This is a genomic window from Novosphingobium sp. ERW19 (assembly GCF_012641315.1).
In the GTDB taxonomy this organism is placed as follows: domain Bacteria; phylum Pseudomonadota; class Alphaproteobacteria; order Sphingomonadales; family Sphingomonadaceae; genus Novosphingobium.
Genome location: NZ_JABAIC010000006.1, coordinates 307921 through 319603, shown reverse-complemented (window position 1 = coordinate 319603; position 11683 = coordinate 307921). Strand labels below are relative to the sequence as shown.

The 11683-nt window shown below is 63.9% G+C and carries 12 protein-coding genes; 6 read left to right on the top strand and 6 right to left on the bottom strand.

Going from position 1 to position 11683, the window contains the following annotated elements; all coding sequences use genetic code 11:
- The 3 genes from HGI46_RS14055 to HGI46_RS14045 form a co-directional block, all read left to right on the top strand.
- A partial coding sequence (locus HGI46_RS14055; RefSeq protein WP_168904718.1) for a transcriptional regulator occupies positions 1–362 on the top strand: 362 nt, incomplete at its 5' end.
- Between the two features lie 45 nt (positions 363–407).
- Positions 408–647, top strand: a complete 240-nt coding sequence (locus HGI46_RS14050) for an AlpA family phage regulatory protein (RefSeq protein WP_237229944.1) — start codon at positions 408–410, stop codon at positions 645–647.
- 48 nt (positions 648–695) lie between these two features.
- A complete protein-coding gene (locus tag HGI46_RS14045; protein WP_168904717.1) occupies positions 696–1244 on the top strand; it encodes a HEPN domain-containing protein in 549 nt (182 codons plus the stop codon).
- Positions 1245–1323: 79 nt separating this feature from the next.
- Here the strand turns inward: HGI46_RS14045 and istB (HGI46_RS14040) are convergent, their stop codons facing one another.
- Together istB (HGI46_RS14040) and istA (HGI46_RS14035) are read right to left on the bottom strand one after the other, a co-directional pair.
- Positions 1324–2106: an IS21-like element helper ATPase IstB gene (istB, locus tag HGI46_RS14040; RefSeq protein ID WP_168904716.1), complete on the bottom strand. Its 783-nt coding sequence runs from the start codon at positions 2104–2106 to the stop codon at positions 1324–1326.
- Positions 2096–3622, bottom strand: coding sequence for an IS21 family transposase (istA, locus tag HGI46_RS14035; protein ID WP_168904715.1), 1527 nt, complete (start codon positions 3620–3622; stop codon positions 2096–2098). Before istA (HGI46_RS14035) ends, istB (HGI46_RS14040) begins: the two co-directional genes overlap by 11 nt.
- Positions 3623–3634: 12 nt before the next feature.
- On the opposite strand from istA (HGI46_RS14035), the gene istA (HGI46_RS14030) reads away from it, so the two are divergent.
- The 3 genes from istA (HGI46_RS14030) to HGI46_RS14020 all read left to right on the top strand — a co-directional run bounded on the left by istA (HGI46_RS14030) (position 3635) and on the right by HGI46_RS14020 (position 6368).
- Positions 3635–4558 carry an IS21 family transposase gene (gene istA / locus HGI46_RS14030; RefSeq protein WP_346766735.1) on the top strand — a complete coding sequence of 308 codons (924 nt, stop codon included), beginning with the start codon at positions 3635–3637 and terminating at the stop codon, positions 4556–4558.
- A complete protein-coding gene (istB, locus tag HGI46_RS14025) occupies positions 4555–5400 on the top strand; it encodes an IS21-like element helper ATPase IstB (RefSeq protein WP_168904714.1) in 846 nt (281 codons plus the stop codon). Before istA (HGI46_RS14030) ends, istB (HGI46_RS14025) begins: the two co-directional genes overlap by 4 nt.
- Positions 5401–5474: 74 nt before the next feature.
- Entirely contained in the window at positions 5475–6368 is an 894-nt protein-coding gene (locus tag HGI46_RS14020; RefSeq protein ID WP_346766736.1) for a hypothetical protein, read from the top strand.
- Here the strand turns inward: HGI46_RS14020 and HGI46_RS14015 are convergent.
- From HGI46_RS14015 to HGI46_RS14000, 4 genes are all read right to left on the bottom strand, one after another.
- Positions 6351–7820 (bottom strand): NAD(P)/FAD-dependent oxidoreductase, encoded by a 1470-nt coding sequence (locus HGI46_RS14015; protein WP_168904712.1) that lies wholly within the window; start codon positions 7818–7820, stop codon positions 6351–6353. The genes HGI46_RS14020 and HGI46_RS14015 overlap by 18 nt on opposite strands.
- Before the next feature lie 22 nt (positions 7821–7842).
- The gene (locus HGI46_RS14010) at positions 7843–8223 is read right to left on the bottom strand and encodes a c-type cytochrome (protein ID WP_168904711.1); all 381 of its coding nucleotides are present in this window, start codon (positions 8221–8223) and stop codon (positions 7843–7845) included.
- 142 nt (positions 8224–8365) lie between these two features.
- On the bottom strand, positions 8366–10759 hold the full coding sequence (locus tag HGI46_RS14005; RefSeq protein WP_168904710.1) for a TonB-dependent receptor: 2394 nt from the start codon (positions 10757–10759) through the stop codon (positions 8366–8368).
- A gap of 160 nt (positions 10760–10919) precedes the next feature.
- Complete coding sequence (locus HGI46_RS14000) at positions 10920–11600, bottom strand: hypothetical protein (RefSeq protein WP_206065730.1); 681 nt, start codon at positions 11598–11600, stop codon at positions 10920–10922.
- Positions 11601–11683 lie beyond the last annotated feature (83 nt).

Below are 11683 nucleotides of genomic sequence, written 5' to 3'. Positions count from 1 at the left end.
CCAGTGAATGCGGGATGCACCGCGAGACCCTGCTTCGCGTAGCGCGTGGCGAGCGGCCTATCGGGCTCGACGAAGCGGCACTAGTGCTCGCCGCCTGTGGAGCGCACCCCCGCGCGACCATGATCCTTGCTCTTGCCGGGCAAGAAGAGCTCGCTTGCGAGTGGATGCATGGCGAGATGGGCGAATTTCTCGAAGAGTTCTTCACCAGCCTCCCAGTCCATCTTCAGCGGACCCTGGGGCGGCGGATTGAGGATCTGCGGCCTCGGTGGGCCAACGGCACCTCACAGCTCGTGGCACGAATGCTTGCCAAGCACATCGATGATTTCGTGGGCCGAGACATCACGATGTCACTGTCGCGGTAGCCTGAGAGTTCGGAGGGGACCGAACCCAAGCAAATGAGATCAACAATGCCGCATGCAACACCAGATGAAATGCACATGCCTCAACCGCCCGAAGCAGCGCCGCCGGCGAGGCTTTTGCGCCTGCCGGAAGTGATCGCCCGCGTCGGACTGCGCCGCTCCGCCATCTATCAGCGTATGAGCGAGGGGCGGTTCCCGAGATCGCGATCGCTGGGGCCGAAATGCGCAGTTTGGGTTGAAGCCGAGATCGATGAATGGATCCGCGCCGTCTCCCAAATTCCAAGCTGATGTCGCTGTGATCTATTCGGTTAGGATTTCCAGCGCTAAGCTGTGCCAATGGTTTACCGTTACCCCCTTGGCAATTCTCTCCATCCCGAAGCCTTGAAAGAGAAGCAGCGCTCGCTGCGCGAAGGCTTTCAGACCCCCTTGGCACTGCGCGTTCATCGCGCGCTATCCTGGCTTCGGCGTGCGGAAGCTGAGGATCAGGACCATGACGTCCGCTTCATTCTTCTCTGGATCGGGTTCAACGCGGCCTATGCCGGTGATGTTGAGGCTTCAGCCAGTAGCTCTGCACCGGAAGGCGAACGCGGACTGTTCCAGGCATTCTTCTCGACCTTGGTAAAGTTCGACGCGCGCCACCGGGTCTACGATGCTGTTTGGCAGCGGTTCAGCCAGGAAATACGACTATTGCTGGACAATCGCTACGTCTATCACCCGTTCTGGCAGCACCAGAATGGGGCCGCTGGCCATGCGGATTGGGAGCAGAAGCTTGAACGCAGCCGAACCGCGATCAAGCATGCCTTGCGCGATCATGACACCGCCCGGATCCTCTCGATCCTGTTCGATCGGCTCTATGTCTTGAGGAATCAGTTGGTTCATTGTTGATTTCCGCTGAGAGTTGACCCGGTATTTCCACCGAGAAGTGACCCGGGTTGAAGATATGTCCCGCGATGCGGGGATTGGGTCAAGCTGGCGATTTTTCCTTTCGTGCTTTGGGTGCGGCGGCGGTGCTGGCTCTGAAGCGGAAGCTGTCGTTTCCGGTCTCCAGGATGTGGCAGTGGTGGGTGAGCCGATCGAGCAGGGCGGTGGTCATCTTGGCATCACCGAACACGCCGGCCCACTCGCTGAAGCTGAGGTTGGTGGTGATGACGACGCTGGTGCGCTCGTAGAGCTTGCTGAGCAGGTGGAACAGCAATGCGCCGCCTGACGAGCTGAACGGCAGGTAGCCGAGTTCGTCGAGGATGACGAGGTCGAGGCGTAGCAACCGTTCGGCCAGCTGGCCCGCCCTGTTCATGGCCTTTTCCTGCTCAAGCGCGTTGACCAAGTCGACCGTGGCGAAGAACCGGACCTTCTTGCGATGATGCTCGACCACCTGGATGCCGAGCGCGGTGGCGATGTGGGTCTTGCCGGTGCCCGGCCCGCCGATCAGCACGATGTTGTGCGCGCCGTCGATGAACTCACCGCGGTGCAACTGGCGGACCATGGCCTCATTGATCTCGCTGGAAGTGAAGTCGAAGCCGGCGAGGTCCTTGTAGGCCGGGAAGCGGGCGGCCTTGATCTGGTAGGCGATCGAGCGGACCTCGCGTTCGGCGACCTCGGCCTTGAGCAGCTGCGACAGGATCGGCACCGCGGTATCGAAGGCCGGCGCGCCCTGCTCGACGAGTTCGCTGACGGCCTGGGCCATACCGTACATCTTGAGGCCGCGCAGCATGACTACGACGGCGGCGCTGGCAGGATCATGACGCACGGGCGGTCTCCTTGCTGCGAAGCGCGTCGTAGCGCTCGACGTTGGCCCTGGGCTCGCGGACCAGGCTTAGCGCCTGTGGAGCGTCGATCCTCGGTGGGGTGCCGGCCTTGCCGTCGGTCAGCCGGTGCAGGATGTTGAGGGTGTGGGTCTTGGTCGGTACGCCGGCCTCGAGCGCCAGCTCGACGGCGCAAAGCACCGCCTGCTCGTCGTGCTGCAGGACGAGGGCGAGAATCTCGACCATCTCCCGATCGCCGCCGGGACGTTTGAGCAGATGGCCCTGCAGCTGCCGGAACGCATCGGGCATCTCGGCAAAGGGCGCGCCATTGCGCAGGGCGCCAGGCTTGCGCTGGATCACCGCCAGATAGTGTCGCCAGTCGTAGACCGTCCGCCCCGGCAGGTGGTGCGAGCGTTCGATGATCCGGTCATGCTCGCACAGGATCTGCCCCTCGGCGGCGATGACGATCCGATCGGGATAGACGCGCAAGCTGACCGGCCGGTTGGCGAAGGATGCCGGCACGCTGTAACGGTTGCGCTCGAAGTGCACGAGGCAGGTCGGCGAGACCCGCTTGGCATGCTCGACGAAGCCGTCGAAGGTCCGCCCCAGCGGCATCAGGCTCGCCGCCTCGTCGGCCCAGGCATCGGCGATCGTGCCGGGCAGGATGCCATGCTGGATCTGGCCCCATTGCTCGACGCAGCGCTGCTCGAGCCAGGCGTTGAGCGCCGCCAGATCGGGGAAGCTGGGCAGCGGCTGCCACAACCGGCGCCGGGCATCCTGGACGTTCTTCTCGACCTGTCCCTTCTCCCAACCGGCGGCCGGGTTGCAGAAATCCGGCTCGAACAGGTAGTGGCTGGCCATCGCTGCGAACCGGGCGTTGACCTGCCGGACCTTGCCGGCGCCGATCCGATCGACTGCGGTCTTCATGTTATCAAAGATCCCGCGCCGGGGCACTCCGCCGAGGACCCGGAACGCCTGGGTCAGCGCATCGAACAGCATCTCATGGGTCTGGAGCAGATAGGCCCTGACGATGAACGCCCGGCTGTGCGACAGCTTGCTGTGCGCCACCTGCAGCTTGGTCCGCTCACCGGCGATGATTGCCCAGTCCTCGCTCCAGTCGAACTGGAACGCTTCGCCAGGCTGGAAGATCAGCGGAACGAAGGTACCGCGACCGCTGGTCTGGGCATCGCGCTGGCGGTCGGCCTTCCAGTCTCGCACGAAGGCAGCCACGCGGTTGTAGGAGCCGTCATAGCCCAGCACGACCAGATCGGCATGCATCTGCTTGGCCGTGCGTCGCTGCTTGCGCGACCTGCCCGTCTCGATCCGCAGCCAGGCCGACAGCTTCTCGGCAAATGGGTCCAGCTTGCTCGGCCGCTCAGGAACCTTGAACTTCGGCTCCACCGTGCCGGCGCGCAGGTACTTGCGGATCGTGTTGCGCGACAATCCAGTCCGTCGCTCGATCTCCCGGATCGGCATCCCTTCGCGAAAATGCCAGCGCCGAATTACGCTCAATAACGCCATGTCGATCACTCCATGATCCCCCGACGCAAATGCCAGGGGGAAGCTCAGAACATGGGTCACTTCTCGGTGGAAACTTTGGAGCCTCCCGGGTCAGCTCTCAGCGGAAATCAACACCGGATCTTCTGGCTGTTCTCGATGGTGCTGGGCCATAGCCGCTGGCTGTGGGGCCGGTTCTGTCCGACCCAGGATCTGCAGACGGTGATGCGCTGCCACATCGACGCCTTCGATGCGATGGGCGGTGCCCCGTCAGAGGTGCTCTACGACCGCATGAAAACCGCGGTGATCGATGAGGATGCCGAGGGTATCGTGATCTACAATCGGTCGCTGGTTGCCTTGCTGGATCATTACGGCGCTTTGCCGCGTGCATGCCGGCCCTATCGGGCGAAAACCAAGGGGAAGATCGAACGGCCTTACCGCTATATCCGTCAGGACTTCTTCCTTGGCCGCACGTTCCGCAACGCTGATGACCTGAACCGGCAGTTCCGCGAATGGCTGGACACGATCGCCAATGTTCGGCTGCATGCCACGACCCGGCGGATCGTGAGCGAGCACTTTGCTGAGGAGCAACCCGCACTGACGGCCTTGCCTGCTGCGCCCTACAATGCGGTGCTCACGATCGAGCGGCGGGTCAGCCATGAAGGCATGGTCTCGGTTGGCGGCAATCTGTACTCGGTGCCCGACGCCACGCGCAAACGGGTCGTGGAAGTGCAGAACCATCCCCGTGAGATCAGGATCTTCGAAGATCGCAAGCTGATCGCGGTGCATCCGGTTCTGGATGGTCGCAATCAGCGCCGGGTTGATCCGTCCCATCGGCGGCTCGCTCAGCCCCGTGCGGCAACAGTGCCGCCGCCTGCAGGGCTTGAGATTACGAGGCGCTCGCTGGGCTTCTACGAGGCGGTAGGACGGCGACTGGCTGGCAGCGAGGTGCGGCCATGACGGAGATCATCGACCGTATCCGTACGAGCCTGGTTGGACTGAGAATGCCCCGTGCGCTCGAGGTGCTTGATCATACCATGCGGTGTCTGGAGCGCGGCGAAATGACCGCGCTTGAAGCCATCGATATCCTGCTCTCGCATGAGCATGGCAATCGGGAAAGCAGGCGCTTCACTGTCGGGCTCAAGACCTCCCGGCTCATGCCCATGAAAACCCTTGAAGGCTTCGACTTCTCGTTCCAGCCTTCGCTGGATCGCGGCCGCATCCTCGCACTGGCGCAGCTCGACTTCATCGAGCGCGGCGAGGTGGTCCATCTGCTGGGACCGCCAGGCACGGGCAAGAGCCATCTGGCGACAGCCTTGGGCGCGGAGGCTGTCCGAGCTGGCAAGCGGGTTTACCGCGCCAGTCTGGCTGAGGTGATCGACATGCTGGTGCGCGCCGAGCGCGATGGGCGGCTTCCTGAACGGCTCCGGTTCTTCAACCGGAACACCCTCCTGATCGTAGACGAGATCGGCTACCTTCCGGTGACGCCGGGCGGTGCCAACCTCTTCTTCCAGCTGGTCAACTCCCGTTACGAGAAGGGGGCGATGATCCTCACATCCAACCGCGGCTTTGCTGAATGGGGTGAGGTGTTCGGGGATCCAGTGGTGGCAACGGCCCTGCTCGATCGCCTGCTGCACCATGCCATCGTCATCCAGATCGAGGGCGCAAGTTACCGCTTGCGCGCTCACTCCGACCTCGTGCCCGAGCACACCAGAGCGATCTCCGCCATCACCCCGCCGCAGCCGCCAAAAAGACGCGGGCGGCCACCGAAGGAGCGCACCCACGATCACTGGAACGGCTGATCACCGAAAACCCAAACTGGGGAATTTTAACCCGGCACTTCTGGGGAAATTTTAGTCAGCGTTGACACTATGTCCTGCCAAAGCTGATCGCCGGGGTTCCGGCGGATCACGTGCTGTTTACCCGCATGGCGGCGCTGTCCGAACAGGCCATGCCGGCAGAGGCGATGGCCGCGATGATGAAGCAGCAGGTGCTGAAGGCGGGCGGCGATCCGGCGCATTATGGAGCGCCGCCCCCCCATCCGGACCTGTTCGTCGCCGGGATCACGCAGGCTCAGCATTTCCTGCCTTGCGTGGCCGAAGGGCGCATCGCGGTGCGTCCCGGGGGCAGCCATATCGACGGGCGCGCGGTGCAGTTCGCCGATGGTGCGCGGATCGAACCTGATGCGATCATCTTCGCCACCGGTTACGCCCCGTCGTTGGGATATTTCGCCGATCGTGAGGCAGAGACGCTGCAACTGGCTGATGGCGCGCCCGATCTTCACGCCCACAGCTTCCATCCCGACTTGCCGGGGCTGGCCTTTGTCGGGCTCTACAATCTGGTTGGCCCGAAGTTTCCGGTAATCGAATTGCAGGCGCGCTGGATTGCCGCGCTCTGGGCAGGGCGACAGGCCATGCCCGCACGCGCGGACATGGTGGAAGGCGTGGCGGCCGCGCGTGCGCGCCGGATCGGCGGGCAGCAGCCGGTTATGCACGCCATGGCGATAGACTTTGCCCGCCGCCACGGGGTCGATCCCGATCCGCTGGGGTGGCCTTCGCTGACCCGCGCGCTGTTGTTCGGCCCGCTTTCGCCCACTGCGTTCCGGCTGGAAGGGCCGGATCGGATCATCGGCGCGGCGCAAGCCTTCGCGGCGGAGGCGGCGCTGTTCGGGGGAGCGCCTGTGTCAGCCCTTGCAGACGCTGAACGGGCCGCCTGCGATGCGGTTGGCCTGCCGGTCTGCTCGACGCGGGATCTACAGCCGTTCCAGTAGCTGGATGGCGGCCCGTTCGCCCGATTCCATCGCCCCTTCCATCCCGCGCGACAGGGCGGCGGTATGTTCGCCCGCGAACGCGATCCGGCCAACCGGATCGTCGAACGCGGCGGCCATGCCGGCGCTGATCTGGCCCGGCTGCCAGCAGGTATAGGCGCCGCCTGCAAACGGATCGTCCTGCCAGTTCACATGCCGCACCGCGCGCAGCTTGCCCACCGCGGCGGGGCGCATGCGCTCGATGGCGGCCTGCACCTGCGACACGGCCTGTTCGGCGGGAAGGCGGCTGAGCAGGTCGGCGCGGAAGCCGTTGACATAGGCCATCAGCATGGTCTGGCCACCGGGGTCGCCAAGCGGCAGCAGCCGTCCGGCGCTGGTGTCGGTCCACAGCGCGGCGGGCAAGCCATCGGCCTGCCAGAACGGTTCTGCCACCTGGAAGAATACCTGGAACGTGCGGTTGTATCCGATGCCGTCGATCGCGGCCTGCTGGGGCAGCGGCAGGGCGGGTGCGAACACGATCGTGCGGGCCGCCGATGCCGGCAGGGTGCAGAGCAGCCAGCGCGCCCGGTGCACGGTGCCGTCAAGCGTGACCGCCTCTACCCCCGATGCGTCGGTGCGCACCCCGATCACGTGCTGGTTGAGGCGCACCTCGTTCTTGAGGGCGGCGGCCATGGCCTGCGGGATGCGCATGTTGCCGCCGACCGCCTGGAACGTCTGCGTGCCGCTGCCGGCCATGATGCGGAAGTTTTCGGCGATGTGCCACATCATCAGCACCGAAAGGTCGCTGGCCGAATTGCCGTATCCGGGGTTGGTCGCAAAGGCGAGGGCGAGCTGCTGCGCGGTCCAGCCTTGCGCGGTCAGATAGCTGGCGACCGAGATGTCCTGCGCGAACAGTTCGGGATTGCGCCAGTCCCCGACAGACTGGAACGCCGGCGGTGCTGACCGCAGCGCGGCAGAGCCCACCGCAAAGGGCGGGATCGCCCTGAGCGGACCTTCGGGAAACGGATTGAGCGGCGAGGACGCCCAGTCCGCGGCGCGGATCGTCTGCCCTTCAAGGTGGATGGCCATCCCGCCGTTGAGCGGGGCGATCGGCTTGAGCGGAACGGCAAGCTGCTGCGCCCGGTCCATCAGGCGGGCATAGCCCGGCGCGATTACCGCTCCGCCCGCGTCCGGCGTGCCGTCCACGTCCTCAAGCGAAAAGACGCGCCCGCCCACGCGCGACCGGCCTTCCAGCACGGTAACCCGCAGGCCCTGTTCTTCGAGAAGCAGCGCGGCATTCAGGCCCGACAGACCCGCGCCCAGCACGATCACGTCGGTCATCGCCGGCGCGGCAACGCGCGAACGCGTGCCGGCTGCATGGGCCACGCCGGGTATCAGCGCGGCGGCAAGTCCGCCATGAAGGATCGAACGGCGCGTGAAGTCGCGCAGGGTGGCGGTGTTCGATCCTTCTGACATGCTAAACCTCGTTGCGTTTGTCTTAGCGCGTTTCGGTGCGCAGCCAGGCGATCAGCGCGCGGCGCTGTGCGGCATCGGGGATGCCGGCAAAGGCCATGCGGTTGCCGGGAACAGTCCGGGCCGGGTTGGTCAGCCATGCATCAAGGGTGCGATCATTCCAGATGATGCCCGAGTTCTTGAGAGCGGGCGAATACCGGAAGTTCGGCCGATGCGCACCGGCTTTCGAACCGAACACCTTGTTGAGGTTGGGGCCAACCTTGTCAGGCTCGTTCGCCTTGGTGGTGTGGCAGGCGCGGCATTGCAGCCAGGCGCGCGGTGGCGGGCTGCCGGCGTTCTGCGCCAGAGCGGCGGTGCTGGTGGCAAGAGTGGCTAGCGCGACGAGGGCAACGGCTGTTTTCTTCATGGTCCTGAGCATTTCATTCCAGTTTTATGGGTGAAAAGGGCCCGCCATCGCATCATGCAGCCGGCAGGGGCAACGCCTGATCCGTAATGAAACGCGGCCGGGTGCACTGCAAGGTGCGCCCGGCCGGATTCAGTATCTTTCGTCAGAATGTCTGCGTGATGGTCAGACCGTATTCGGGCTTGCGCGGCGGAGTGATCGCGAACCCGCGGTTGGTATCGCCCGTCGGGGCGCGGGGCACGCCGGCGCCGCTGTCCACGTAACGCAGGATCCCCACCGGGGTCTTGTCGTCAAACAGGTTGCGCGCGAACGCGGTGATGCGCAGGCCGCCGTCCGTTTCGATGCCCGCCTGAAGGTTGACCCGCGTTGAATCGCCGGTGTTGATCAGGTTGAGAATGTCCGCGAACTTGCTGCGGTAGACCGCGTCAATGCCACCGAACAGGTTGATGGTATCGCCCAGCGGGATTTCCGAACGCAGCCCCACCGCACCCATGTGCTTGGAGACGAGCGGCGGCGTGTTGCCGGCGATCGACGCCGCATCGCGGCAGCCGGGCAGGTCGAGGTTGGTGCTGCGGCCGGTCTTGCACGCCGTTCCCAGCAGGATCAGCGCCTTGTCCGCTTCGATGCCGCGGCGGATTTCCGCGTCGAGGTAGGTGTAGTTGAACTGCAGGCGCAGCGCACGACCCACGATCGGCAGGGCGCCGTCGATTTCGATGCCGCGGATGCGCGTGCTGCCGATGTTGGCGCGATAGCTGTTGATCGCGGTGGCCGTGGCATAGGTGTTTGTCAGCACCTGATTGCGATAATCCTGCCAGAACATCGCAAGGTTCAGATAGCTGAAGCCCCAGCGCGTGGTCTTCATGCCGACTTCGTAGTTGGTCAGACCTTCTTCGGCATACGTCGATTGCGGCGCCGTGACCGGGTTGAAGCCGCCCGGCGCGTTGCCCTTGGCGTATTGCGCATAGAACGACAGGTCGCTGGTCGGACGCCAGTTCAGGGTGAAGCGCGGCAAGGTGGCCTTGAAGGTCGCCCGGCGTTCACCGGCCACGCCCACGACCTGCGCGGCGTTCGGGTTGCTGAGCGCGGCAAGGTAGGCGGCGCTGAAAACGTCGCTGGCCAGATAGGTCGGCGTGGTGTTCAGCACCTTGTCGATCTGGTGGCGCAGTTCGGCACCGATGGTGATGGTATCGGTGACGTCGAAGTCCACACCGCCAAACACGGCCTGGTTCTTGATCGTGACCGTATCGGTCAGCACGTCCAGACCCAGTTCGCTGGCTTCCAGCCATTCGGTCAGCGCACGCTTTTCGTCGTGGCTGGCGAAGGCGCCGATGCGCCAGCGCAGGCGTTCTTCGGCCGGCGAAGACAGGCGCAGTTCGTAGGTCTGCGTCTTGCGGCGGGTGCCGTCGGTGGTGTTGAACGCCGACTGCGAGCAGAGGCGGTTCGGGATGGTGGTCACGAAGCCGCAGGTCGCCGCCGAACCCAGGATGAAGAAGTCCCGCGAATCGTAGCTCTGGTCGGTGCCGACCACTTCTTCGAGGTCCGAATAACCGCCCTGGAACGCCAGGACATAGCCCGAATCCTGAATGTCCCAGGTCACATCGCCGATGAAACGATCGGCGTTGCGGTAGATGCCCGGATACTGCAGCTTGTTCGAATTGATGCCGTAAGACGCGGGCAGCGCGACCGTGCCGCAATAATACGGGCGGGTGGTCAGGTAGCAGTTGTTGGCCGAAGCGGGCTGCAGGCCGATGGCGTACATGCCGTCCTTGTCGCGCTGGTGCAGCCAGCGCACGCTGGCGCTGATGCCGCTGCCCGGATCAAGGAATACGCCGCCGGTCAGCTGCATCGTGTTCTGGTCGCCCAGTCGCTCACCGACGACGGCGGTGTTCTTGAACTGGCCGGCGATGTCGTAATACTTGGCGCCGAACTGCACGCCGATGCCGCTGGCGACCGGAAGCGATACGAAACCGCTCACTTCACGGCGCTGGTCGCTGCCAAGGGTGGCGCTGACCTTGCCTTCGATGCTTTCGCCCGGGCGCTTGAGGATGACGTTGATCGCGCCCGACAGGGTGCCACGACCGAACACGGCCGACTGCGGCCCCTTGATGACTTCGATCTGCTGCACGGCGGCAAGATCAAGCGACGAGAAGTCGCCGAGATAGGGGGCGCCGTTCAGGAAGATGCCGACCTTACCGTCAGCCTGGATGATGTTCGATGCACCGCGAATGATCGGGCGGTCGAAGCCGCGGCCGAACGATTGCTGCATCTGGAAACCGGGGGTGAAGTCCGCGATGTCGGCGATGCCGGTGGTCAGCTTGTCCTGAATCGAGGCTTCGGAGAACGCGCTGATCGCGATCGGCACTTCAAGCGCGGTTTCGTTCTGCTTGCGCGCCGTGACGACGATGGTGTCAGCGCTTTCTTCGTTATCGACGGCGGCTTGTTCGGTCGCTGCAAGGGCGATGGCCGGCATGCCTGCGGCCAGCGCGGTGCTGGCGATCAGCAGGCGGCACGTTGCCCACGACTTGGAATGGATCTTCATATTACCCCTCATTTATTCCCACTCTCACTCTCGGGCTTAGTTGGAGAAATATACAAAAGTTGTCCAGACAAATATTTTGCAGTTTTGTTGCGCACGAAAAAAGGGCGCGGTTTCCCGCGCCCTTGTTCCGGTTTTCCCATTCCTTTGCGAGGGTTTGCCGTCAGAACGGCTTGACCGCACCGAGGAAGCAGACCGACGAAATCGTGATCCAGTAGATGTAGGCAGCGATCCGCGCCTGGCCGATTTCGCGTTCAAGTGCTGCTTCCTGCGCCGGATCGTCACGTTCTGCCAGGATGCGGAAGCGCATCGTCCAGCGGCGCATGACTACGCGCAGGAACAGGCCGATGATCAGCGCGAAGGCATAAAGCCCCATCTTCGACGGGTACCAGTAAGTGCCTTCGCCAACCACGATCGGGCCGGTCCCGGCAAAGGCCATGGCCACCACCGTGAAAAGCGTCGCGATCAGCGGATAGCGCAGCATTTCCTCTGTCTTGGTGACGGCGATGCCAAGGTTGGTTTCGCGCGCGATGAAGGCGGTCCAGGTCATTGCCAGCCAGACGGTGAAGAACAGCCACATCCACCACACGCCGGTGCCTTCCAGCATAGGAACGAATCCGTAGATCTTGCCCATGTGCAGGCCCAGCGGCAGCAGCAGCACGATGCCGGTGCGGGCCAGAATGTCGATCCGGTACGCCGTTTCCATGTGGCGCTTGCGTTCCGGCAGGGGCAGAGTCCGGTTGGTAACGTGATAGCTGGTCTGGAAAACGCCCCATTCGCCGCCCAGCCAGTAAACCATTGCAAGGATGTGAACCCACCGCAGGATGGCGAGTTCGTTTGTCATCAGGAATTCCATTCCCGTCCCCCTCTCGAAAAATGCAGCCCATGCAGAATTTGTCTGGACAAATTTCCTTTAAGCGGAAAATG